We start from the raw sequence: 23,938 nt of genomic DNA on the forward strand, positions 1-23,938 counted from the left end.
GGGTCTGCATGAAGGTGTGCAGCACCAGGCCATAGCTGGCGTAGAACGCCCAGCCCGCCACCACCGCGCCCACCACCACCCAGGGCGCCAGCCACGCCAGCAGCTGCCCACGCAACGAGCGGAAGTGGTACCAGCGGCTGGGCGCACCGGTGCTTGTGCGGCCGGTCTCGGTGGCGGCCTTCATGCCGCCGCCACCCGCCAGCCCAGGCCGCGCACATTGCGAATGGCATCGGGCCCCAGCTTGCGGCGCATGCCGTGGATGAGCACGTCCACCGCGTTGCTGCTCACCTCCTCGCCCCAGCCGTAGATGCGGTTTTCGAGCTGCTCGCGCGAGAGGATCGCGCCGGGGCGCTCCAGCAGCGCCTGCAGCAGCGCAAACTCGCGCGCGGTGAGGGCTTCGCGCGCACCGCCGCGCAGCACCTCGCGCGTTGCCAGGTCCAGCTGCACCACGCCATTGCCCACGATGGACTGGGCCACACCGCTGCGCCTGCGCACCACGGCACGCATGCGGGCCAGCAGTTCGCCCACCTCGAAGGGTTTGAGCAGGTAGTCGTCGGCGCCCAGGTCCAGCCCCTGGATGCGGTCGTCCAGCCCGTCGCGGGCGGTGAGCACCAGCACGGGCGTGAGGTCGCCGCGCGCACGGGCTCGGCGCAGCACCTCGGTGCCGTCCAGCCCGGGCAGGCCCAGGTCCAGCAACACGCAGCGGTAGTCGCCATCGGCCAGTGCACTGTGTGCCAGGGCGCCGTCGCGCACCCAGTCCACCGACCAGCCCGCGCCCTTGAGCGCATGCACAAGGCTGCGCCCGATCATGTCGTCGTCTTCCACCAGCAGTGCGCGCAACAGGTTCTCCTCTGATCAATACGCCGCATGAGTCCACGGGCCCGGGCGGAGCCTAGCGCGCCATTCTTAGCGCCAGATGAGCGCCGCATGAAGACCCCAAGCCCCCGGCCCCGGGGCGCTAACTCTGGGCTAAGTCGGGCTTCCTACAGTCGCCCCGCCAGCCAGCCGACCCGCTGGCCGACCTTCCAGCGCAGTGCCGCCGCACGCTACCACCCCGGCGGCGGGGTGTCCACGCTGGCAAGCCCTGTACCCACCCGCTTCACACCCTTCTGAACCATGACACATCTCCCAGATACCTTGTCTTGCGCCCCCCGCCGCCTGGCGGCCGTGGCCGCCCTGCTGACGCTGGCAGCGGCACCCGCCAGCCTGTGGGCGCAGCAGCCCCAGCCCCAGCAGCAAGCCCAGGAGCCCGCCTGGGGCCTGGGCCTGGCCGTGAGCGCCGACCGCAAACCCTACCGCAGCTTTGACCACAAGGTGCAGCCCCTGCCCCTGGTCACCTACGAAAACCGCTGGATCAGCATCATGGGCCCGGGCGTGGACTTCAAGCTGCCCTCGGCGGGGCCCCTGGACCTGCGGCTGCGCTCCCGCTTTGGCTTTGAGGGCTACGAGGCCAAGGACTCGCCCCACCTGGCGGGCATGGCCGAGCGCAAGGGCAGCCTGTGGCTGGGCGCCGCCGCCACCTGGCACACCGGGGTGGTGGACCTGTCGGCGGAGCTGCTGGCCGACGCCTCGGGCCACAGCAAGGGCCACCAGCTCACGCTGCAGGCCGAGCGTCGCTTCCAGGCAGGCGCCTTCGACCTCACCCCGCGCCTGGCCCTACAGCGCCAGGACCGCAAGGCCGTGGACTACTACTACGGCGTGGAGAAACACGAGGCCCGCCCGGGCCGCCCCGCCTACGCAGGCAGCGCGGCCGTGAACCTGCAGGCGGGCGTGCGCGTGGGCTACACCTTGGCGCCCCGGCAGTGGATGTTTGTGGATGTGAGCAGCACCCGGCTGGGCAGCGCCATCAAGAACAGCCCGCTGGTGGAGCGGTCCAGCCAGCCTGCGGTGACGGCGGGGTTCCTGTACCGGTTCTGAGCCTGATTCGCCACCGGTCCGCGCGGGGCACGGCTGGGCATGACCGGGCCCGTCAATGCCCCACGTACCGCCCCGGCCGGTGGCTGATCCACAAGAACCCGCTCATCACCAGCACCGCCAGCACCGAATACGCCACCCGCTCCACCGGCACCACAAACAGCGCCAGCAGCACCACGGTGCCGTCGATCAGCATCTGCACCTTGCCCGCGCGCATGCCGTAGCGGGCCTGCAGGTACAGCGAGACCACGGTGGCGCCGCCCAGGCTGGAGCGGTGGCGCGCCAGAAACAGGCAGCCCGTGCCCAGCAGCAACCCGCCCAGCAAGGACGCGAACAGCGGGTTGAGGTAGTCCACATGCATCACGTGCGGGAACAGTTCGGTGAGCAGCGACAGCAGTGCCACACACACAAAGGTCTTGAGGGTGAACTCGCGGCCCATGCGCGTCCAGGCGAACCAGTAAAACGGCAGGTTGACGACAAAGAACAACTTGCCGAACGAGATGCCGGTGACGTAATGCAGCAAGAACGCCACGCCCGCCGTGCCGCCCACCAGCAGCCCCGCCTGGTTGAACAGCATGAGTGCCATGGCCACAAACAGCGTGCCGGCAAACAGGGCCTGAGCGTCTTCGAACGCGCCGTGGCGCAGGGTGGCCGCCTGCGCGGCGGCGTCCACGGCGGAGCCTGGGGTGGGGGTGTCGGGCATGGGTAATTCAACCATCGTCGGCTGGCACAGAAAGCCTGTGCGCTGAAAAAAAGTGCATGGCAGCAGGCAGGCCGGGGTCAGCAAGCAACATGCCAAGCCCCGGCATGGCTACACCGGCGTGCAGGTCCGTGGCTCATTCGGAGTTCAAAACTTTCAAGCCTTTTTGGCCCTCTGCGCCTGATAGTATTGCCTTTATAGCTATCAAATATATAGCATAACTCCATTACAGAGGATCCGCGGCGCGGCAGCGCGGCATGCAAGCTGCTTGGCGCCTGGGGGTTGGCTCCCTACACTGAAACCCGTCGCCCCGCCCCGAAAGCACCCGCCACCATGTCGCTGAGCTTCGCCTTCCACCCCCGCCTTATCGATGCGCTGCGCGGCTACGACAAAAGCCGCTGGCTGGCCGATGTGGGGGCGGGGGTCACGGTGGGCATCGTGGCGCTGCCGCTGGCCATGGCGTTTGCGATTGCCAGCGGGCTCAAGCCCGAGGCCGGGCTGTGGACGGCGATCATCGCGGGCTTTCTGATCTCGGCGCTGGGCGGTACCAATGTGCAGATTGGCGGGCCGGCGGGCGCATTCATCGTGATCGTGTACGGCATCGTCGAGCGCTACGGCGTGGCCAACCTGCTGATCTCCACCGCCTGCGCGGGCGTGCTGCTGGTGCTGCTGGGCCTGTTCCGGCTGGGCACGCTGGTGCGCTTTGTGCCGGTGAGCATCGTGATCGGGTTCACCAACGGCATTGCAGTGCTGATTGCGCTGTCGCAGGTGAAGGACTGGCTGGGCCTGTCGATCGAGCGCATGCCGGGCAATTTTTTCTCGCAGGTGGGCACATTGGCGCAGCACCTGGGCAGCTTCAACCCGTATGCCTTCGGGCTGGGCGCGGCCTGCGTGGCCGGTTTGTTCCTCTGGCCCAAGCTCACGATGAAGGAATCGCCCGTGATGCGGGTGCTGGAGCAGCACACGGTGCGCAGCTTTGCGCGCGTGCCCGCGCCCGTGGTCGCCCTGGTCACGCTGAGCCTGCTGGCCTGGGCGCTCCAGCTGCCGGTGGAGACCATCGGCTCGCGCTTTGGCGGCATCCCGCAGGCGCTGCCGGTGTTTGCGCTGCCCGATTTTTCGTGGGAGACGGTGCGCCTGCTGGTCACGCCCACGCTGACCATTGCGCTCTTGGGCGCCATCGAGTCGCTGCTGTGCGCGCGTGTGGCCGACCAACTGGCCACCGACCCGCACCACAAGAAGCACGACCCCAACCAGGAGCTGGTGGCCCAGGGCCTGGCCAATATCGTGGTGCCATTTTTTGGCGGCATGCCGGCCACGGGCACCATCGCGCGCACGGTGACCAACATCCGCTCGGGCGCCACCTCGCCGATTGCGGGCATGGTGCATGCACTCACGCTGGCCGTGATCGTGCTGGTGGCCGCGCCGCTGGCGCTGCACATTCCGCTGGCAGTGCTGGCGGGCATCCTGCTGTTTGTGGCCTGGAACATGGGCGAATGGCACGAATTTGTGCGCCTGAAGCACTTCAGCAACCACTACCGGCTGCTGATGCTGGGCACGTTTTTCCTCACCGTGGTGTTCGACCTCACGGTGGCGGTCGAGGTGGGCCTGTTCATGGCCTGCGCGCTGTTTGTGCGGCGCATGAGCGCGCTGTTCCGCGTGGAGCGGCAGCCCGCCCCGGACACCGCCGCAACCCCCCGGCACCCGGCCGCCACCTGGCGCCTGCACGGCGCGCTGTTCTTTGGCGCCGCCGCCAAGCTGGACACCATCATCCAGGCCGTGGAGGCGGGCCCGCCCGGCCTGGACGTGGTGCTGGACGCGAGCGAACTGGTGGCGCTGGACACCACCGGGCTCGATGCGCTGGCCCAGCTGCTCAAGGCCGTGGCGGCGCGCGGCGGGCGCCTGCGCATCGAGCACCTGCACGAGCAGCCACGTTCACTCATTGAGCGATCAGGCTTTGGCGCGCGGCTGGCGGCGCAGGACGATCTGGCCGTTTAAGCTGCGCTGATGGAGAAGATCGCAGGCTGAAAGGCCCTACTTGCCGCCCTTGAACTCCGGCGCATCCATGTCCGCCCCGGTCTGCGTGCGCAGCACCACATGCTCGGGCCCGTGGACCACCGTGAACACCTTGGCCTGGTTAGGCGCTTCCAGGTAGCGCCAGTCCACCCAGGTCTCCTTCTTCAGCTCGTAGGGCGTGGACTTGGCGGGTTTGCCCAGCAGGCGGCGCACCTCGTCCATGCGCATGCCGGGCGACACGCGCGCAAAGGTTTCGGGCGTGAGCACCTGGCGCAGTGCCGTCATGCGGCCATCGGCCCCGATGGTGATCATGTAGTTGACCTGGCCCGCGGGCTGGCGGTTGTACTCGAAGGTGCGCGCGCCGCCGGGCTCGTCCCAGACGTTTTCGGGCGCGCCAAAGCGGTCGCGCACGTCGGCTTCGGTCGATACGCCCTCCTTCAGCTCGCTGATGCGCTGGGGGTCGCAGGCGGTGAGGGCGATCAGGGAAAAAGCGGCCGCTGCCAGGGCAGCGACGCGATATATCAAGCGCATAAATTCGTCCCGGTAAAATCTTGGACCTTTGGTGCGTCACTGTGTCTGACGCGTTCCAAGAAAGAGATTCACAGTCCATGTCCATTTTCCGCCGCCCCGACTACCAGTCCGACGCCACCCAGTTCATCAACCAGCTCAAGGCCAGCCGCCCCGAGCTGGACCAGCAGCAGCAAGCCGGCCGCGCCCTGCTGTGGGACAAGCAGGTAGACCGCAAGATCTGGGGCGAATACCGCGAGGGCCAGGTGGCCCAGAAGCCCTACGTCTACCAGACGAACGCGGATTAAGCACCAAATTGGCCTTCTGCGCCTGTCCATCAAGCGCTGATAGCTCATATTTTTATAGCACCCCATGACCACCGCGAGCGCAGCCGACACGGCCGATTCGCCGGACATGCCCGCCCTGGATGCGGCAGGCATGCCCGACGTGGTGGACCAGGTGGCGCTGGCGCGCCTGTATGGCGAGCCGCTGTTTGCGCTGCCCAACGACCTGTACATCCCGCCCGACGCGCTCGAAGTCTTCCTCGAAGCCTTTGAAGGCCCGCTGGACCTGCTGCTGTACCTGATCCGCAAGCAGAATTTCAACATCCTCGACATCCCCATGGTGGGGGTGACCAAGCAGTACCTGGCGTATGTGGACGAGATCCGCAGCCGCAACCTGGAGCTGGCGGCCGAGTATTTGCTGATGGCGGCGATGCTCATCGAGATCAAGTCGCGCATGCTGCTGCCGCCCAAAAAGCAGGAAGGCGGCGAGGAGCCCGAAGACCCGCGCGCCGAGCTGGTGCGCCGCCTGCTCGAATACGAGCAGATGAAAATGGCCGCCGCCCGCCTGGGGCAGTTGCCGCAGTACGGCCGTGACTTCCTCAAGGCCCAGGTCTACATCGAACAAAGCCTGCAGCCGCGCTTCCCCGACGTGCATGTGGTGGAGCTGCAAGAGGCATGGCGCGACATTCTGAAGCGCGCCAAGCTCGTCCAGCACCACAAGATCACACGCGAAGAGCTGAGCGTGCGCGAATACATGAGCATGGTGCTCAAGACGCTGCAGGGCCGCCGCTTTGTGGAATTTGAAGAACTCTTCGAGCCCGAAAAAGGCAGCACCGTGCTGGTGGTGACCTTCATCGCCCTGCTGGAGCTGGCCAAAGAGACGCTGATCGAGATCACGCAGGCCGAGGCCTTCGCACCCATCTACGTGCGCCTCGCCTATACACCTGCATGACACCCCCTGAGTCGCCTTCGGCGCCTTCCCCCTCTCCTTCGGGAGGGGGACGCCACCGGTGGCCTGGCAAAGCCAGCTCCACGGTGGCACTGGCCTGAAGCAGCGCCGTTTCCAACGGCAATTACGGACCCCTTATGGCATCCCACGACTTCGACGTTCTCATCGTAGGCAGCGGCCTCGCTGGCCTCTCGGCCGCGCTGCACCTGGCGCCCACCCACCGCGTGGCCGTGATCACCAAGCGCACGCTGCAAGATGGATCGAGCGGCTGGGCCCAGGGCGGCATTGCCGCCGTGCTGGCCGACGACGACAGCTTTGCCGCACACATCGAAGACACGCTGGTGGCCGGTGCGGGCCTGTGCGACCTGGCCACCACCCGCTTTGTGGTGGAGAACGCGCCCGCATCGATTGCCTGGCTGCGCGAGCTGGGTGTGCCCTTCACACTCGAAGGCGACCAGCTGCACCTGACGCGCGAAGGCGGTCACAGCGCGCGCCGCATCGCCCATGTGACCGATGCCACCGGCGCAGCCGTGCAGCGCACGCTGATCGACGTGGTGCGCAGCACCCCCGGCATCACGCTGTTCGAGCAGCACACGCTGGTGGACCTGATCACCACGCGCAAGCTCGGCCTGCCCGGCCAGCGCTGCCTGGGTCTGTACGCGCTGGACAGCGACACCGACGAGGTCGTGACCTTCCGCGCGCCGCAAACCATCCTGGCCACGGGCGGCGCGGGCAAGGTGTACCTGTACACCACCAACCCCGACACCGCCACGGGCGACGGCATTGCCGCCGCCTGGCGCGCGGGCTGCCGCGTGGCGAACATGGAGTTCATCCAGTTCCACCCCACGGGCCTCTACCACCCGCACGAAAAGTCCTTCCTCATCAGCGAGGCCGTGCGCGGCGAGGGCGGGCAACTCAAGCTGCCCCCCTCTGCCGGCGGCACGCGCTTCATGCTGGACCACGACCCGCGCGCCGAGCTGGCCCCGCGCGACGTGGTGGCCCGCGCCATTGACTTCGAGATGAAGAAGCACGGGCTGGATTGCGTGCACCTGGACATCTCGCACCAGAGCCCCGCGTTTTTGCAGGAACATTTCCCCAACATCCTGGCCCACTGCGCGTCGCTGGGCATCGACATCACGAAGGAACCCATCCCCGTGGTGCCCACCGCCCACTTCACCTGCGGCGGCGTGCTGACCGACCTGGCCGGCCGCACCGACCTGCCCGGCCTGTTTGCCGTGGGCGAGGTGGCCTGCACCGGCCTGCACGGCGCCAACCGGCTGGCCAGCAACTCGCTGCTCGAATGCATGGTGTTCGCCCGCGCCGCTGCGCAGGCCATCGCTGCAGCCCCGACCACAGAACTGCCCACCGTGCCCGCGTGGGACGACAGCCGCGTGACCGATGCGGATGAATCGGTCGTCATCTCCCACAACTGGGACGAACTGCGCCGCTTCATGTGGGACTACGTGGGTATCGTGCGCACCAACAAGCGCCTGGAGCGTGCCGCCCACCGCATTGCCATGCTGCAGGGCGAGATCCAGGAGTTCTACGCCCACTTCCACATCACACGCGACCTGCTGGAGCTGCGCAACCTGGTGCAGGTGGCCGACCTGATCGTGAAAAGCGCCCAGCTGCGCCGCGAAAGCCGGGGCCTGCATTTCAGCCGCGATTACCCCGAGATGGCCGCGCCTGCGGCCCCCACCCTTCTCGTACCACCGGTGGCCCGATGACCTACAGCGTCAAAGAAATTTTCTACACCCTGCAAGGCGAAGGCGGTCAGGCGGGCACACCCGCCGTGTTCTGCCGCTTTGCGGGCTGCAACCTCTGGACGGGCCGTGAGCAGGACCGCGCCCAGGCCATCTGCCAGTTCTGCGACACCGACTTTGTGGGCACCGACGGCACGCTGGGCGGCAAGTTCGAGACGGCCACGGCACTGGCGGAATTGATCGCCGCCCAATGGCCTGCGGGCGCAGGCCACCGCCTGGTGGTGCTGACCGGTGGCGAGCCGCTGCTGCAGGTGGATGCGGCGCTGATCGACGCGCTGCACGCCCAGCAGTTCCGCGTTGCCGTCGAGAGCAACGGCACCGTGGCCGCTCCCGAAGGCATCGACTGGCTGTGCATCAGCCCCAAGGCGGGCGCGCCCTGGGTGCAGCGCAGCGGGCAAGAGCTGAAACTCGTCTGGCCCCAGCCCGGATTTGACCTGTTGGCGCTGGAGCAGGACACGCAGTTCACCCACCGATTCCTGCAGCCCATGGACGGCCTGCTGCAGCGCCAGAACACTGCCGCCTGCATTGATGCCTGCCTGGCCCACCCCGCATGGCGCCTGAGCCTGCAAACCCACAAGCTCACCGGCATCCGGTGAGCAGCTTTCTTTTTTTGGTTCCCGTATGTTGTTCACCATCTCCCAGCGCTTCTTCTTCGACGCCGCCCACACCCTGCGCCGCGAAATCGAGGCCGAAGGCAGCCGCCGCGTGCACGGCCACACATACCACGCCGAAGTCTTTCTAAGCGGCCCGCGCGATCCGGCCACCGGCATGGTGCTGGACCTGGGCCTGCTGCGCCGGGGCCTGGAGGTGGTGCGCGAGCAGCTGGACCACCACATGCTGGACGACGTGCCCGGCCTGGGCACCCCCACGCTGGAGAACCTGTGCGTTTTCATCGCCCAGGCCCTGCCCGCCGACCTGCGCCCCAGCGTGAGCCGCGTGCGCGTGTGGCGCGAAGCGCTGGGCGACAGCTGCGTGCTGGACTTTCCGCAGCCCTGACCGGCCACGGCCCTGCCGCCGGCAGGCCCCCCATTCACAGACTTCACTGAAGGAAGCCCGATGTTCCGCACCCTGCTCAAATCCAAGATCCACCGCGTGGCCGTGACCCAGTGCGAGCTGCACTACGAAGGCTCCTGCGCCATCGACGAGGACCTGCTCGACGCGGCCAACATCGCCGAGAACGAGCAGATCCACATCTGGAACATCAACAACGGCGAGCGTTTTGTCACCTACGCCATCAAGGGCCAGCGCGGCAGCGGCATGATCTCGGTGAACGGCTCGGCCGCACGCCGCGCGTCCGCAGGCGACCTCATCATCATTGCAGCCTTTGCGCAGGTGCATGAAGACCAGGTCGGCACGCACCAGCCGCAGCTGGTGTTTGTGGACGAGCACAACCGCCAGACCGAGCTGCGCCACGCGGTGCCCACCCAGGCCCTGTAACCATGCAGCCAAAACATGACGGGCTGGTGGCCCGCAGTCTGGCCGCCGTCTGGCACCCTTGCACCCAGATGAAGCGGCACGAAGCCCAGCCGCCCGTGGCCATTGCGCGCGCGCAAGGCCCGTGGCTCCATGGCACCGATGGCCAGCGTTACCTGGACGGCATCAGCTCCTGGTGGGTCAACCTGTTCGGCCACAGCCACCCACACATCCAGGCCGCGCTGGTGGACCAGCTGGGCCGGCTCGACCACGTGATGCTGGCGGGCTTCACCCATGCGCCTGTGGTGGAGCTGTCCGAACGGCTGGCCGCACTCACCGGCCTGGGCCATGCGTTCTACGGCAGCGACGGTGCCGCTGCCACCGAAATTGCGCTGAAGATGAGCGCGCACTACTGGCGCAACACCGGCCGCCCCGCCAAAAGCCGCTTTGTAGGCCTGGCCGGTGGCTACCACGGCGAGACCGTGGGCGCGCTGGCGGTGACCGACATCGCCATCTTCCGCGAGGCCTATGCACCACTGGTGCGCCTGGCCGACACCGTCCCCAGCCCCGATGCACGCGGCGCCGCCCCGGGCGAAACCGCGCAAGACGTAGCCCGGCGCGCCGCCGCCGCGCTGGAGGCATGGCTGCAGGAGCACCACAGCACCACCGCCGCCTTCATCGTCGAGCCCCTGGTGCAATGCGCCGCTGGCATGGCCATGCACGACCCCGAATACCTGCGTCTGGCGCGTGCGCTGTGCAACCGCTACCAGGTGCACCTGGTGGTGGACGAGATCGCCGTGGGCTTTGGCCGCACGGGCACGATGTTCGCGCACCAGCAGGCGGGCATCCGGCCGGATTTCATCTGCCTGTCCAAGGGCCTCACGGGCGGCACGCTGCCGCTGTCGGCCGTGCTGACGACGGACGCGGTGTATGCCGCGTTCTACGACGATGATGTGGCGCGCGGCTTTCTGCATTCGCACTCGTACACCGGCAACCCGCTGGCCTGCCGCGCGGCGCTGGCCACGCTGGAACTGTTTGAGCAACTGGATGCGCTGAACGCCAACAAGGCGCTGGCGCAACGCATCGATGCGGCGTGCGCACCCTTGGCACAGCATCCACGTGTGCGCCATGCGCGCAGCCTCGGAATGATCTGGGCCTGGGATGTGGACACCACGCTGCCCGACTTTGCGCGCCGCTACCACCAGCACGCGATGACACGGGGGCTGGTGCTGCGGCCGATCGGGAAAACGCTGTATGCCATGCCGCCCTATGTGCTCGACGACGAGGCCGTGCAATGCCTTGCCAGCGGCGCGCTCGATGCGCTGAACGCCACCCTGCAGGAGGAAAGTTGATGATGGGATGTTTTGTGACCGGCACCGACACCGGTGTCGGCAAGACGCTGGTGTCCGCCGGGCTGCTGCATGCGCTGGCACGCCACCACCGCCGCGTGGTGGGCATGAAGCCGGTGGCGGCGGGCCTGGTGCCCTGGGGTGAGGACTGGGCCAGCGAAGACGCGATTGCGCTGCGCTCGGCCTCCACCCTGGCCGTGGCGCCCGCGCTGGACAACCCCGTGCTGCTGCCCGACCCGCTCTCGCCCCACATTGCGGCCGCACGGGCGGGTGTAGAGATCGACATCGCCACCATCGTTGCGAGCTACCAGGCGCTGGCCGCCCAGGCCGATGCCGTGGTGGTGGAGGGCGCGGGCGGCTTCCACGTGCCGCTCACCGACACGCTCACGGGTGCCGACCTGGCCCAGGCGCTGGCCCTGCCCGTGGTGCTGGTGGTGGGCCTGCGCCTGGGCTGCCTCAACCACGCCCTGCTCACGGCCGAGGCGATCCGTGCGCGCGGCCTCACGCTGGCGGGCTGGGTGGCCAACCGCATCGACCCGGAGATGGGCGCCGCCGACGAGAACATCGCCTACCTGCGCGCACGCGTCAACGCCCCGCTGCTGGCCGAGGTGCCCTACCAGGACCTGCCCGAACCCGGCAGCCTGGTGTTTGACTTGCCCAAGGACTGGCAATGACAAGCCGCACGGCGCCCCAGCCCTCGTGGCTGGACGAGATTCCCGCGCACCTGGCCGACATCGAGCGCGCCCACCTGCTGCGCCGCCGCCGCGTGGTGGAACCTGCTGGCGGCGCCCGCCTGCGGGTGGACGGCCAGACCATGCTGGCTTTTTGCAGCAACGACTACCTGGGCCTGGCCAGCCACCCCGCGCTCGCCGAGGCGGCGCGCGAAGCCACCCACCACTTTGGCGTGGGCTCGGGCGGCTCGCCCCTGGTCAGCGGCCACAGCGCCGCCAACGATGCGCTGGAGCACGAACTGGCCGCCTTTGTGCAACTGCCCCGCGCGCTCTACTTCTATGCGGGCTATGCCACCAACACCGGCATCATCCCGGCGCTGGTGGGCGACGGCGATGCGCTGTTCTCCGATGCGCTCAACCACGCCTGCCTGATCGACGGTGCCCGCCTGTCGCGCGCCACCATCCACCGCTATCCCCACGCCGACCTGGCCGCACTCGAAGCGCAGCTCGCCGCCAGCCCCGCGCGGCGCAAGCTGGTGATCAGCGACGCGGTGTTCAGCATGGACGGCGACCTGATCGACATCCCCACCCTGCTCGCGCTGTGCGAGCGCTACGACGCCCTGCTGCTGCTGGACGACGCCCATGGCTTGGGCGTGCTGGGACCGCAGGGGCGCGGCAGCCTGGCACAGGCCGGGCTGACGGGACCCAACGCCTCGCGACGCGTGCTCTACATGGCCACGCTGGGCAAGGCGGCCGGTGTGGCCGGCGCATTTGTGGCGGGTGATGCTGCGCTCATCGAATGGCTGCTGCAAAAGACCCGCACCTACATCTTTGCCACGGCCGCTCCCCCCCTGTTGGCAAGCGCCTTGCGCAAAAGCCTGGAGCTGATTGCCGCTGCGGACGACCTGCGGGAGGGGCTGCGCCAGCGCATCGCCCAATTGCGCGAAGGCCTGGCCACGCTGCCCCCAGAACTGGGCTGGCACCTGCTGCCATCCCACACGGCGGTGCAGGCGCTCGTCATCGGCAGCAACGAAGCGGCCCTGGCCGCGATGGAAAGCCTGCGCCAGCGGGGCCTGTGGGTGCCCGCCATCCGACCGCCCACGGTGCCTGCAGGCACGGCCCGGCTGCGCATTGCGCTGTCGGCCGCGCACACGGCGGCGGATGTGGAGGAATTGCTGGACGCGCTGGTGGCCCATGCCGCCGACTGCATGGCGGCTCTTCAACAAGAAACCGAAGACACCAGCGTGGCGCCTGCGGCAGTTCTCGCTTGAATCGCGTCTGAGGGCCCAGCCGCCCCCCTGAAAACCAAGGGGATCGGCTGGCCGCAATCAAGTGCTTTCCCTCAGGATGCGGCGCTGTGCGTTGTGGAGCCCGCCTTGTGTGCCGGTTTGGCCGTTTCAAACAAGCCACGGGGCTCTCAGCCGCAGCCATCCCCGGCGTACACCACAATCCCCTGCATGAAACTCTTGCTGGTGGACGACCACCCCCTGTTCTGTGTGGGCTTCGCGCATGCGCTCGCCCAGGCGCTGCCGACGGCGCAGGTGCTGACCGCACCCACGCTGGACGCGGGGCTGCAGGTGGCAGGGGCAGAACAGGATCTGGACCTGGTGCTGCTGGACCAGCGTCTGGGCGCCCACACAGGCCTGGAAGGCCTGCGGCTTTTTGCCGCGCAGTTCCCACTGGTCGCCCGCGTACTGATTTCGGGCGACGAAGACCCCTCCCTGGCGGTAGCGGCCCGCGGCGCCGGGGCGAGCGGCTTTCTAGGCAAATCGCAGCCCGTACCGGCACTGGCGGCCGCGCTGCAGCACATTGCCGAAGGGGGCGTGGTGTTTGATGTCCCGGCCCCTGCGCCAGCCAGCACCGCCCCCACGCCCACCGCGCGGCAGCGCGAGGTGTTGCAGCTGGTGGCCCAGGGGCAGCCCAACAAGCGCATCGCGCAGGAACTGGGCATTGCCGAGCGCACCGTCAAGCTCCATGTCACTGCGTTGCTGGACACCCTGCAGGCGCGCAACCGCACCCATTTGCTGGTGGTGGCCCGCGCGCAAGGGCTGCTGCAGCGATGACACGGCCCGCACCCGCTGCAGCGGCCGTGGACGCCGATGCCCTGGACGCTCTGTACCGGGGCGCGCCCCTGGCCGCCCTGGTGGGGGTGGTGGAGGCTTTTTTCCTCAGCGTGCTGTTCTGGCGCGATGTGCCCGCAGCCTCCATCGCCGGGTGGCTGCTCGCGTTCGCGGCCGTGCGCGGCCTGCGCATCGGCCTGGGCCTGGCCTACCGCCGTGTTGGGGCGAAGCAGCCAGGCCGCAATACCTTCTGGGCCCGCTGGGTGGTGGCCAGCGCCCTGGCCCAGGCGCTGGCTTGGGGGGTAGGCAGCTGGGTGCTGCTGGCCCCCCACAACGTGGTGGCCGAGATGGCCTTGCACATTGGCCTGGCCGCTGTGGTGCTGGGCAGTGTCGCCCACCTGGCCCACCACCGGCCCGCGCTGGCAGCCTATGCCGCCGGGGTGTTCGGCCCGCTGGCCCTGCGCGATGTGCTGGTGGGCCAGCCCCTGCACTATGCGCTGGCCCTGGCCTCGGTGCTGATGGCCTGGTATGTGTGGCGCAGCGGCCGGGCGCAAGCGCGTGCCCTAGCGCAGGCCAGCGCACAACGCCAGGAGAAGCTGGCCCTGATCGACGCCTTGCAGCGCGAAAACGAAGCCACCCGGCAGGCACGCGCCGATGCCGAGGCCGCCCATGCCTCCAAGGCCCGCTTTCTGGCCACCATCGGCCACGACCTGCGCCAACCCCTCAATGCGCTGGGGCTGCTCTCACACACGCTGCGCCAGACCCCCACGGCCGCTGCGCCCGAACGAGTGCAGGCGCTGTCCGGCGCCATCGCCGAATGTGTGAGCAGCATGGGCGCGCTGGTGGAAGGCCTGCTCGAACTCTCGCGGCTGGATGCACGCACCCTCACGCCCCGGCCCACGGCCTTTGCGCTGCAGGGCCTGTTCGATGAAATGACCGGCAACTTTGCCGCCATGGCGCAAGAGCGGGGGCTGGACTTGCAGATGGCCACCACCCCCGCCACCGTGTGGGGCGACCGCGCCCTGCTGGCACGGGTGCTGTCCAACCTGGTGTCCAACGCCATCCGCTACACGCCCGCAGGGTTTGTGCGCGTTGACGCGGTGCAGGAGGGCGGAGCCCTCACCGTGGGCGTGCACGACTCGGGCGTGGGCATGGAGGCAACCGAGTTGCCGCGCATTTTTGACGAGTACTACCAGATCGACAACCCGCAGCGCAACCGCAGCCAGGGTGTGGGCCTGGGGCTGGCCACCGCCAAGCGGCTGAGCGACCTGCTGGGCCTTGATCTCTCGGTGCACTCCATCCTCGGTCAGGGCAGCAGTTTCAGCCTGCGCCTTCCGGTGGCGGAGCCCGCACCGGCAGCCCCGTTGCAGGCCCCGCCCGCCGAGGCCGCCACCCCGGCCCCCCTCACGGGGCGGCAGATTCTGGTGCTGGAAGACGATGCGGATTCGCGCCAGGCGCTCTGCGGGCTGCTGGCGTCCTGGGGCTGCGCCGTGGTCGAAGCCAGCGATCTGGCGGCCGCCCTGGCGCTGCTGCCCAGTGCAGGCACCACCGCCGACCCTATCGATGCCTTGGTGGTGGATTTGCGCCTGCCCGGTGCAGACGACGGCATGGCGGCCATTGCACGCCTGCGCGAGGCCTTGTGCAGCCCCGTACCAGCCCTGCTGGTCACGGCCGATGCCCACCAGGCCGAGGTGCAGCAGCGGGCCACGGCGGCGGGCCTGCCGCTGCTGTCCAAGCCCATTGCGCCGATGAAGCTCCGGGCCTTTCTGCAAAGCCACCTGCCGGGCTGACCAGCCCACGGCGGGCGGCGTGTGCCACCCAGGCACCCATCCACGCAAGGCACTGTGGCGGGTGCACACACCTGCCCTTTGGTGCTATTGGCGCTGGTGCCGGGGCTTTCTAAGCTGGGGGCTTCTCTACCGACACCCGCCCCATTCACCCATGTCCACCCTTACCCTGGCAGCCACCACCCTGGTCACGCTGGCGCTGCTGTTGACAGCCCTGTCCCTTCACGTTTCGCGCCTGCGCCTGCGCTACCGGCAGACCTGGGGAGACGGGGGCCACAAGGATCTGGCGACAGCCATCCGCACGCATGGCAACACGCTGGAACAGTCGATGCTGTTTGGCCTGCTCCTGCTGGCCCATGCGCAGCTCCCCAGTGCAACGCTTGGCGCGCTGGCGGCGGCCTGCGCGGCGTTTGTGCTGGCGCGGCTGCTCTATTGCGTGGGCGCCTTTACCCGGCGGCTGGCGTGGCGACAGGCCGCACACGCCATCACGCTTCTCGCCCAACTCACAGCCACGGCGCTGCTGGCGCACACCACATGGACGGCCTGACACCCGCGCTGCAGCACTGGCAGGCCCAGGGCAGCATGGTCGCGCTGGGCGGCCACCGCCTTTTCGTGGCGCAAGCAGGCCAACACGGCAGCGTGTTGCTGTTCATCCATGGCTATCCCACCAGTTCGTACGACTGGCATCCGCTGTGGCCACCGCTGGCCATGCGCTACCGCCTCATCGCGCCAGACCTGCTGGGCATGGGCTTTTCCGACAAGCCTGCAGACCACGCCTACGGCATCGAAAACCATGCAGACCTGTTGGAGGCGCTGCTGGACCGGCTGGGTGTGCAACAGGTGCACATCGTCGCCCACGACCTGGGGGTGAGCGTGGCCCAGGAGATGCTGGCGCGGCGGCAGACCCACCCATTGGCGCCACGCATCCAGTCGCTCACCCTGCTCAACGGCGGCGTCTGCCCCGAGGCCTACCAGCCGCGCATGCTGCAGCACCTGCTGTCATCACCCTTGGGCCGCTGGATCGCACCGCGCATTCCCCAAAAAGCGTTCGAACGCACCATCACGCGCCTTTTTGGCCCACAGACCCGTCCGTCCCCTGCGCTGCTGCAAGACTTCTGGGCGCTGGTCAACCACCACAACGGCCGCGCCATCAGCCACAACACCGGGCGCTTCTACATCGACCGCCTGGCCCTGCGGGACCGCCTGGTAGGACCGCTGCTGCAGCACATGGTGCCGGTGCGGCTGATCAACGGCGCGGCGGACCCGAACTCGGGCGCCCACATGGCGGCGCGCTACCGCGCGCTGGTGCCCGGTGCCGACGTGGTGTCGCTGCCCGGCATCGGCCACTGGCCGCAGATCGAGGCGCCTGACCAGGTGCTGCAGACATTGGAAGAGTTTTTGCAAAAACACGACCAGGCCGGGTGACCCCAAAGGCGTGGCGCCTGGGCCCTTAAACTGGCGCACTGCCCAAGACCGGAACCACCATGCCCCACCTCACCATCGAATACTCCGCCAACCTGCCCCACTACCCTGAGGCCGAGACCCTGACCGCCCTCAACGCCACGCTGTGTGCCCACCCCCAGGTGCAGGACGAGGCCGACCTGAAGACGCGCTTCATCGTGGCCGACAGTTTCGAGATCGGCATTGCCCCCGCCAACCGCGCTTTTGTGCATGCGCAGCTGCGCCTGCTGGCGGGCCGCACGCCCGAGGCCAAGACCGAGCTGGCGGGCCGCATTGCCGCCGTGCTGCGCGAACGCACGCCCCGGCCGCAGGGCGTGATGGTGCAGCTGAGCGTGGAGATCGTGGACATGGACCGGCCGAGCTATGTGAAGGAACGGCTCTGAAAATTGGATAGCAGCCAGCGCTTGATCCACGGGCGCTGGGGGCCGATTTCATTCAAATTTTCTATTCACTCTCCAGCTCGGCGGCCAGCCAGCCGCGCAGGCTGTTGATGAAGGCCCAACCCTGCACCCGGGGCACATCGGCCACACGCAGCACCGCCTCCACCACCCGTCCCTCGCGCAGCGCCACGGCGCGGCCCACGCCGGGCAGCAGGCCGCAGGACAGGGGCGGTGTCACCCACCGCCCATCGATGAGCGCGGCAATGTTGCCGAAGGTGCTCTCGGTCATCTCACCTGCCGCGTTCCACAGCACGGTGTCAAACACACCGGGCGCGGTGGGCGCAAACGCCGCGTAGTGCGCGCGGCGCGTGGTCTTGTAGCGCACAAATTCGCTGTGGGCTTCGGCAAAAACACTCTTTGCCAGTTGCAAGCGCACGGGCTCCTGCGTGGGCAGCAGGGCAAAGGCCTCGGCCCGGGGCACGCCCGTGGCGCCCAGCAGCAGGCGCACGCGCCAGGCGCCGTCGGCATGGTCTGCCGCCAGCGCCTGCAGGCATTGCGACACGGCCGCTGCATCCCAGGGCACGCCGAAATGTGCAGCCGCTGATTGCAGGCGCGCCAGGTGCTCGTCCCGGTGCCGGAAAACGCCCCCCTGCAGCGCCAGGGTTTCGAGCAGGTCAAAGGGCTGGCTCGCGCGCTCCACAAACGCGCGCTTGTGCAGCCACTCATTCCACTCGGCATCGGCCAACGCCCCCGAAGTGATGCCGCTGCCAATGCCACAGGTGGCGCGAACGGTATCGCCTTCAGGACGCAGCACCACGGTGCGGATGGGCACATTGAAGGTCGCGGCCACCGCATGCTGGCCTCGCGCATCGGGCGGACCGGCCGGGCGCACCACACCCACGGCGCCGCAGTACACGCCGCGCGGCGCGCCTTCCAGTGCGTGGATCATCTGCATGGCGCGCACCTTGGGCGCCCCGGTGACGGAGCCGCAGGGGAACAGCGCGGCAAACACGTCCGTGAGCGTGGTGCCGGGCCGCGTGCGCGCGGTCACGTCCGAGGTCATCTGCCACACGGTGGGCAGGGCCTGCGTGGCAAACAGCACGGGCACACGCACGCTGTGGGGCTGCGCAATGCGCGACAGGTCGTTGCGCAGCAGGTCCACGATCATCACGTTCTCGGCACGCTCCTTGGGCGCCGTGCGCAGATGCGCGGCCTGCTGCGCGTCCTCTTCGGGCGTGGCGCCGCGCGGGGCGGTGCCTTTCATGGGGCGGGCCAGGATGTGGCCGCCCCCGGGCGCATCCTGCCAATCAAAGAACAGCTCGGGCGAGACCGACAGCACCTGCTCGCCCCCGGTGTCGATGTGCGCCGCATACCCGCCGGGCTGGGCGCGCAGCAGTGCGGCAAACAGGGCTGGGGCCGAGCCTTGCAGCGTGCCGCGAAGGGGGGCGGTGTGGTTGACCTGGTACAGCTCGCCCGCCGCAATCGCCTGCTGGATCTGTGCCAGCGCGGCATCAAAAGGGGTGCGGTCGGGGCTGTCGTTCCACGTCACCTGCGCGGGTGGTTCTGCACCTTGGCCGTCATCGCACGCGGGCCAGGGCAGCGGCGCGTCGTACACCGCAAACCAGGCCAGCGGGCCGTCGGCCGCGTGGGTCAGCAGTGCCGCATCGAAGGCGGCAGCCGCCTCGTAACGCACGCAGCCCACACACCAGCGGCCTTGTTGCGCGGCCGCAAACACGGCATCCAGCACGCCACGCACCTCGTGCAGCGCATGGGCGGCCAGCACTTCGCGCGGTGTGCCAAAGGCGTGGCGCAGGCGCGGGGCGCCGGGGTCCAGCGGCTGGGTGAAATCAATGCGGGAAATCACAAACAAAAAAGGCCACTGGCGCCTGACCAGTGGACATAGTTAGCTATCAATAACAGAGCATCCGGTTCTAGAGAACCCTCAGGCGGCCCCCAGGTGCGGCACCAGTGCGCCGATCGGCTGACCATTCCGGAGCGCGGCCGTGAAGGCCAGCATGCGGTCAATTGGCTGGCGTGCGCGCGGGATCAGCGCCGGGTCCACATGCACGGCGTTCGCGCCGGTCTCCAGCACGCGGGCCACATCGGCCAGGCCGTTCATCGCCATCCAGGGGCAGTGCGCGCAGCTCTTGCAGGTGGCACTGTTGCCAGCGGTGGGCGCTTCGTAAAAGGTCTTGCCGGGGTTGAGCGTGCGCAGCTTGTGCATCATGCCGTTGTCGGTGGCCACGATGAACTCGGTGGCGTCCATCTCGCGCGCGGCTTTGAGGATGGCGCTGGTGGAGCCCACGGCGTCGGCCAGGGCCACCACGTCGGCAGGGCTCTCGGGGTGGACCAGCACCTTGGCAGCCGGGTGCTTCTGCTTGAGCAGCTCCAGCTCCAGCGCCTTGAACTCGTCGTGCACGATGCAGGCACCGTTCCAGAACACCATGTCTGCGCCCGTCTCACGCTGGATGTAGGCGCCCAGGTGGCGGTCGGGCGCCCACAGGATCTTCTGGCCTGCGGCTTTGAGGGCGCTCACGATGTCGAGTGCGCAACTGGAAGTCACCAGCCAGTCCGCGCGCGCCTTCACGGCCGCGCTGGTGTTGGCGTAGACGACCACAGTGCGGTCGGGGTGCTGGTCGCAGAACGCGCTGAATTCGTCGATGGGACAGCCCAGGTCCAGCGAGCAGGTGGCGTCCAGGTCGGGCATGAGCACGGTTTTTTCCGGGCTCAGGATCTTGGCCGTTTCGCCCATGAAGCGCACGCCACTCACCACCAAGGTCTGCGCGGCATGGTCACGGCCAAAGCGCGCCATTTCCAGCGAATCGCTCACCAGGCCGCCAGTTTCCTCGGCCAAGTCCTGCAGGTCCGGGTGCACGTAGTAGTGCGACACCATGACCGCGTTCTTTTCCTTGAGCAGGCGCCGGATCTTGTCCTTGAGCGCGACACGCTCAGCCTGGGTGGGCTCGGGCGGCACACGCGCCCAGGCATGTTTGGTGGAACAGACGGCGCCCGATGCTGCCTCGTCAGGCTGCTCGTATTCGACGTCAATGCGGTTCAGGGTTGCGGTGCTCATGCCAGCTCCTGCAGGCGCATCGAAAAGTCCGTGGCCTTCACGTCCTTGGTCAGCGTGCCGATGGAGATGCGGTCCACGCCGGTCTCGGCCAGTTCGCGCAGGCCATCGAGCGTGACCCCGCCCGAAATTTCGAGGATGGCGCGACCCGCATTGATGCGCACGGCCTCGCGCAGCTGGACCAAGGGCATGTTGTCCAGCAGGACCATCTTGGCGCCCGCATTCAGCGCTTCGGTCAGCTGCTCCAGGGTTTCAACTTCGATCTCGATGAACTTTGCCTGTGACGCCACCTTGTCCGCCGCGCGCAGCACGGCGATCACACCTCCCGCAGCGGCAATGTGGTTCTCTTTGATCAGCACCGCATCGTGCAGACCAATGCGGTGGTTGGTGCCGCCGCCCACGCGCACGGCGTACTTTTGCGCCAGGCGCAGGCCGGGCAGGGTCTTGCGCGTATCGACGATCTGGGCGCGCGTGCCGGCCACCACGTCCACATAGGTACGGGTCTTGGTGGCCACGGCCGAGAGCAGCTGCAGAAAGTTGAGCGCGGTGCGCTCGGCGCTCAGCAGTGCGCGGGCCTGGCCCTCCATCTCCAGCACCACCTGGTCGGGGGCGCAGCGCTGGCCCTCGGCCACATGCCAGGTGATCTGCACCGTGGGGTCGAGGGCGCGCAAGGCCGCTTCAGCCCAAGGGGCGCCGCAGATCACGGCGGCTTCGCGCGCCAGGATGCGTGCGCGGGCGCGGCGGGCGGGGTCGATCAGACCGGCGGTAAGGTCGCCGGTGCCCACGTCTTCGGCCAGGGCGCGGGCCACATCGGCCTGGGCCAGGGCCTTCACTTCGTCGTTGTCTCTCATGGTGCTTTTCGCGGGGGGTAACGCTGCTGTCATGGGCCGCGAGCATACCGGGAACGCAAAGGCCACTGCGCCAACACGGGCCGCTGGCCCGGGGCCGGAAACCAATAAGTACACCCAGTATTGGTCGCATAGACTCGCGGCAATTTTTTGGCCCCGCCGAGCCCCATGACCACCTCCAGCCCTGTTTCTGCCACGCCCTACGGCACGCTGCCGCCCGCATCGCCCCTGCCCCAGCGCAAGCCCGTGAGCCTGCCGCGCCTGGCGCAGATGCGCGCCGCAGGCGAGAAGATCACCATGCTCACCGCCTACGACGCCACCTTTGCGGCCGTGGCCGACGCGGCGGGGGTGGAATGCATTTTGGTGGGCGATTCGCTGGGCATGGTGTGCCAGGGCCTGCCGAGCACGGTGGGAGTGACGCTCGACACCATGGCCTACCACACAGCCAGCGTGGCACGCGGCCTGCACCGCGTGCAGGGCACGGCCTGGCTGGTGGCCGACCTGCCCTACGGCACCTACGCCGAAAGCCGCGAGCAGGCGCTGCGCAGCGCCTGTGTGCTGATGCAGGCGGGGGCGCACATGGTCAAGCTCGAAGGTGGCGGTTGGACGGCGGCCACAGTGGAATTCCTGGTGCAGCGCGGCGTGCCGGTGTGCGCCCACCTGGGCCTCACGCCGCAGACGGTGCATGCCCTGGGCGGCTACCGCGTGCAGGGCAAGACCGACGATGCCGCCCGCACGCTGCGCAAAGAGGCGCACGAACTGCAGGACGCAGGCGCCGCCATGCTGGTGCTGGAGATGGTGCCCGCCGTGCTGGCCGCCAACCTCACGGCCGAGCTGCCGCACTGTCACACCATCGGCATCGGCGCGGGCAACGGCACGGCCGGGCAGGTGCTGGTGTTGCACGACATGCTGGGCATGAACCTCGGGAAGATGCCCAAGTTTGTGCACAACTTCATGCAGGACGCGGGCAGCGTGCGCGGCGCCATGGAGGCGTATGTGCAGGCCGTAAAGCAAGGGCGCTTCCCGGACAACGCTGTACACGCCTGGTAAGCCCTTTTCCTTCCTTTCTCTGATCCCTCCGAAACCATGCTGATTGCCCGCTCCATTGCCGACCTGCGCCAGGCCCTGGCCCCCTACCGCCGTCCCACCTTTGTGCCCACCATGGGCAACCTGCATGAGGGGCACATTGCCCTGGTGCGCCAGGCCAAGCCCCTGGGCGATGTGACCGTGGCCAGCATCTTTGTGAACCGCCTGCAGTTCTTGCCGCACGAAGACTTTGACAGCTACCCCCGCACCTGGGAGGCCGACTGTGCACAGCTGCAGGCCGCCGGTTGCGATGTGCTGTTTGCCCCGCGCGAGACGGACCTGTATCCCGAGCCCCAGACCTTCAAGGTGCACCCCGACCCGCAGCTGGCCGACATGCTCGAAGGCCATTTCCGCCCCGGCTTTTTTGTGGGCGTGAGCACGGTGGTGATGAAGCTGTTTGCCTGCGTGCTGGGCCAGACCGGCGGGACGGCCGTATTTGGCAAGAAGGACTATCAGCAGCTCATGGTGATCCGACACATGGTGCGGCAGTTTGCGCTGCCCATCGAGATCGTGGCGGGCGAGACCTGCCGCGCGGCCGATGGTCTGGCGCTGAGTTCGCGCAATGGCTACCTGGGCCTAGAAGAGCGGCAAGAGGCCGTGGCCCTGTCGCAAGCTTTGCAGCGGCTGGCGCAGCAGTGGCTGGGCACCGCCCCGAGCGACCGCAACCTGCTGGAGACATTGGCCCTGGACGCCCTGCGCGCACGCGGCTGGACGCCCGACTACCTCACCGTGCGCCGCCGCGCCGACCTGTTGCCCGCCACAGCCAGCGATGCGGCGGGCACGCTGGTGGCACTGGGCGCCGCGCGGCTGGGCAGCACACGGCTGATTGACAACCTGGAGTTTTGATTAGCTACTAATTTCATAGCTATCAGCGCTTACCCATCGCGCGGCAGGGGCCAAAAAGGCCTCAGACCCCGGATCAAATCCACCCGTTGCGGCCCAGCCACTGCACCAGCAGGCGGGTCACCACCTCGGGCTGCTCCATGGTCAGCATGTGGCCGCTGTCGGGCAGCAGGTGGTGTTCGGCGCCGGGCACCAGCGCCGCAATCTCTGCCGAGCATTCGGGCGGTGTGAGCTGGTCGGCCGCGCCACACACCACCAGCACGGGGCTGGCCACCTGCGGCAGATGCACCCGCGCATCGGGCCGATGGATCACGGCGCGGTTTTGGCGCACCAGGTGGTCGGGGCCCGCGTCCAGCACAAAGTCCAGGTAGGCCTGCACTAGGTCCGTGTTGGCGGCATTCACGGGGTGGAAGGCCAGGGCCACGTTGGGCTCGATGACCTCGCGCACGCGGCCCTGTTCAAACAGCTCAATGGCGCCTTCGCGCAGGGCGCGCATGTCGGGCGTCTCAGGCCGCGCGGTCGTGCCCAGCAGCGCGAGCCCTGCGACCCGCTGCGGCGCCTGGCGTGCGGCCTCCATGGCGATCATGCCGCCCATCGACGCGCCCGCCAGCACCAGCGGCCCCGCGTGCTGCGCCAGCAGCCGGGCGGCAAAGTCTTCGATGCGATGCAGGTTTACATCCTGGTGGGCGGTGGCGACCTCGGGGCGCAGCGCGGCGGGCAGCAGCGGCAGCACGCCGCGCCACATGCGTTCATCGGCGGCCAGGCCGGGCAGGAGCACAAGTTGGGGGGAGTGGGACATGGGTGAATCAAAGCATCACCAAGTTGGTGCGCGATCAGCTA

General features: G+C 68.3%; 26 protein-coding genes. 18 read left to right on the forward strand and 8 right to left on the reverse strand.

What is annotated here, in order from left to right; all coding sequences use genetic code 11:
• Positions 1–184: hypothetical protein (locus AC07Z7_RS20005; RefSeq protein WP_494767419.1), on the reverse strand; the 184-nt coding region annotated here is incomplete at its 3' end.
• The gene (locus AC07Z7_RS20010; RefSeq protein WP_094291285.1) at positions 181–840 is read right to left on the reverse strand and encodes a response regulator; all 660 of its coding nucleotides are present in this window, start codon (positions 838–840) and stop codon (positions 181–183) included. The genes AC07Z7_RS20005 and AC07Z7_RS20010, both read right to left, overlap by 4 nt.
• Before the next feature lie 276 nt (positions 841–1,116).
• Here AC07Z7_RS20010 and AC07Z7_RS20015 point away from each other — a divergent pair, with 276 nt between their 5' ends.
• Complete coding sequence (locus AC07Z7_RS20015; RefSeq protein WP_494767420.1) at positions 1,117–1,917, forward strand: MipA/OmpV family protein; 801 nt, start codon at positions 1,117–1,119, stop codon at positions 1,915–1,917.
• 52 nt (positions 1,918–1,969) lie between these two features.
• On the opposite strand, the gene AC07Z7_RS20020 is transcribed toward AC07Z7_RS20015, so the two are convergent.
• On the reverse strand, positions 1,970–2,617 hold the full coding sequence (locus AC07Z7_RS20020) for a YitT family protein (RefSeq protein WP_094291287.1): 648 nt from the start codon (positions 2,615–2,617) through the stop codon (positions 1,970–1,972).
• Positions 2,618–2,947: 330 nt separating this feature from the next.
• Here AC07Z7_RS20020 and AC07Z7_RS20025 point away from each other — a divergent pair, with 330 nt between their 5' ends.
• Positions 2,948–4,609 (forward strand): SulP family inorganic anion transporter, encoded by a 1,662-nt coding sequence (locus AC07Z7_RS20025; protein ID WP_494767421.1) that lies wholly within the window; start codon positions 2,948–2,950, stop codon positions 4,607–4,609.
• Between the two features lie 36 nt (positions 4,610–4,645).
• On the opposite strand, the gene AC07Z7_RS20030 is transcribed toward AC07Z7_RS20025, so the two are convergent.
• Positions 4,646–5,158, reverse strand: coding sequence for an outer membrane protein assembly factor BamE (locus AC07Z7_RS20030; protein WP_494767422.1), 513 nt, complete (start codon positions 5,156–5,158; stop codon positions 4,646–4,648).
• Positions 5,159–5,235: 77 nt separating this feature from the next.
• Here AC07Z7_RS20030 and AC07Z7_RS20035 point away from each other — a divergent pair, with 77 nt between their 5' ends.
• The 14 genes from AC07Z7_RS20035 (at position 5,236) to AC07Z7_RS20100 (ending at position 17,254) form a co-directional block, all read left to right on the forward strand.
• Complete coding sequence (locus AC07Z7_RS20035; RefSeq protein WP_094291290.1) at positions 5,236–5,442, forward strand: DUF3460 family protein; 207 nt, start codon at positions 5,236–5,238, stop codon at positions 5,440–5,442.
• A gap of 64 nt (positions 5,443–5,506) precedes the next feature.
• Positions 5,507–6,370 (forward strand): segregation and condensation protein A, encoded by an 864-nt coding sequence (locus AC07Z7_RS20040; RefSeq protein WP_252660507.1) that lies wholly within the window; start codon positions 5,507–5,509, stop codon positions 6,368–6,370.
• 134 nt (positions 6,371–6,504) lie between these two features.
• Entirely contained in the window at positions 6,505–8,094 is a 1,590-nt protein-coding gene (nadB, locus tag AC07Z7_RS20045) for an L-aspartate oxidase (protein WP_494767423.1), read from the forward strand.
• Positions 8,091–8,726, forward strand: coding sequence for a 7-carboxy-7-deazaguanine synthase (gene queE / locus AC07Z7_RS20050; protein WP_494767424.1), 636 nt, complete (start codon positions 8,091–8,093; stop codon positions 8,724–8,726). The genes nadB and queE overlap by 4 nt, the downstream gene beginning before the upstream one ends.
• Before the next feature lie 25 nt (positions 8,727–8,751).
• Positions 8,752–9,126 (forward strand): 6-carboxytetrahydropterin synthase, encoded by a 375-nt coding sequence (locus tag AC07Z7_RS20055; protein ID WP_094291293.1) that lies wholly within the window; start codon positions 8,752–8,754, stop codon positions 9,124–9,126.
• A gap of 60 nt (positions 9,127–9,186) precedes the next feature.
• Entirely contained in the window at positions 9,187–9,567 is a 381-nt protein-coding gene (gene panD, locus AC07Z7_RS20060) for an aspartate 1-decarboxylase (RefSeq protein ID WP_494767425.1), read from the forward strand.
• Between the two features lie 2 nt (positions 9,568–9,569).
• The gene (gene bioA, locus AC07Z7_RS20065; protein WP_494767426.1) at positions 9,570–10,895 is read left to right on the forward strand and encodes an adenosylmethionine--8-amino-7-oxononanoate transaminase; all 1,326 of its coding nucleotides are present in this window, start codon (positions 9,570–9,572) and stop codon (positions 10,893–10,895) included.
• Positions 10,895–11,566 (forward strand): dethiobiotin synthase, encoded by a 672-nt coding sequence (bioD, locus tag AC07Z7_RS20070; protein ID WP_494767427.1) that lies wholly within the window; start codon positions 10,895–10,897, stop codon positions 11,564–11,566. The genes bioA and bioD overlap by 1 nt, the downstream gene beginning before the upstream one ends.
• Positions 11,563–12,834, forward strand: a complete 1,272-nt coding sequence (gene bioF / locus AC07Z7_RS20075; RefSeq protein WP_494767428.1) for an 8-amino-7-oxononanoate synthase — start codon at positions 11,563–11,565, stop codon at positions 12,832–12,834. Before bioD ends, bioF begins: the two co-directional genes overlap by 4 nt.
• 186 nt (positions 12,835–13,020) lie before the next feature.
• Positions 13,021–13,626 (forward strand): response regulator transcription factor, encoded by a 606-nt coding sequence (locus tag AC07Z7_RS20080; RefSeq protein ID WP_494767429.1) that lies wholly within the window; start codon positions 13,021–13,023, stop codon positions 13,624–13,626.
• Positions 13,623–15,413 (forward strand): hybrid sensor histidine kinase/response regulator, encoded by a 1,791-nt coding sequence (locus tag AC07Z7_RS20085; RefSeq protein WP_494767430.1) that lies wholly within the window; start codon positions 13,623–13,625, stop codon positions 15,411–15,413. The genes AC07Z7_RS20080 and AC07Z7_RS20085 overlap by 4 nt, the downstream gene beginning before the upstream one ends.
• Positions 15,414–15,564: 151 nt before the next feature.
• A complete protein-coding gene (locus tag AC07Z7_RS20090) occupies positions 15,565–15,957 on the forward strand; it encodes an MAPEG family protein (RefSeq protein ID WP_494767431.1) in 393 nt (130 codons plus the stop codon).
• Positions 15,945–16,835, forward strand: a complete 891-nt coding sequence (locus AC07Z7_RS20095; protein WP_494767432.1) for an alpha/beta fold hydrolase — start codon at positions 15,945–15,947, stop codon at positions 16,833–16,835. The genes AC07Z7_RS20090 and AC07Z7_RS20095 overlap by 13 nt, the downstream gene beginning before the upstream one ends.
• 59 nt (positions 16,836–16,894) lie before the next feature.
• Positions 16,895–17,254 (forward strand): 5-carboxymethyl-2-hydroxymuconate Delta-isomerase, encoded by a 360-nt coding sequence (locus AC07Z7_RS20100; RefSeq protein WP_094291299.1) that lies wholly within the window; start codon positions 16,895–16,897, stop codon positions 17,252–17,254.
• A gap of 61 nt (positions 17,255–17,315) precedes the next feature.
• Here the strand turns inward: AC07Z7_RS20100 and AC07Z7_RS20105 are convergent, their stop codons facing one another.
• The 3 genes from AC07Z7_RS20105 to nadC form a co-directional block, all read right to left on the reverse strand.
• Entirely contained in the window at positions 17,316–19,121 is a 1,806-nt protein-coding gene (locus AC07Z7_RS20105; protein WP_494767433.1) for a chorismate-binding protein, read from the reverse strand.
• A gap of 72 nt (positions 19,122–19,193) precedes the next feature.
• Positions 19,194–20,324 (reverse strand): quinolinate synthase NadA, encoded by a 1,131-nt coding sequence (gene nadA, locus AC07Z7_RS20110; RefSeq protein ID WP_494767434.1) that lies wholly within the window; start codon positions 20,322–20,324, stop codon positions 19,194–19,196.
• On the reverse strand, positions 20,321–21,172 hold the full coding sequence (gene nadC, locus AC07Z7_RS20115) for a carboxylating nicotinate-nucleotide diphosphorylase (RefSeq protein ID WP_494767435.1): 852 nt from the start codon (positions 21,170–21,172) through the stop codon (positions 20,321–20,323). Before nadC ends, nadA begins: the two co-directional genes overlap by 4 nt.
• A gap of 165 nt (positions 21,173–21,337) precedes the next feature.
• On the opposite strand from nadC, the gene panB reads away from it, so the two are divergent.
• Positions 21,338–22,219 (forward strand): 3-methyl-2-oxobutanoate hydroxymethyltransferase, encoded by an 882-nt coding sequence (gene panB / locus AC07Z7_RS20120; protein WP_494767436.1) that lies wholly within the window; start codon positions 21,338–21,340, stop codon positions 22,217–22,219.
• A 36-nt stretch (positions 22,220–22,255) separates the two neighbouring features.
• On the forward strand, positions 22,256–23,101 hold the full coding sequence (gene panC, locus AC07Z7_RS20125) for a pantoate--beta-alanine ligase (protein ID WP_494767437.1): 846 nt from the start codon (positions 22,256–22,258) through the stop codon (positions 23,099–23,101).
• Between the two features lie 73 nt (positions 23,102–23,174).
• On the opposite strand, the gene AC07Z7_RS20130 is transcribed toward panC, so the two are convergent.
• A complete protein-coding gene (locus AC07Z7_RS20130) occupies positions 23,175–23,897 on the reverse strand; it encodes an alpha/beta fold hydrolase (RefSeq protein ID WP_494767438.1) in 723 nt (240 codons plus the stop codon).
• Positions 23,898–23,938 lie beyond the last annotated feature (41 nt).

The organism is Acidovorax sp. GW101-11A03 (genome assembly GCF_059424825.1).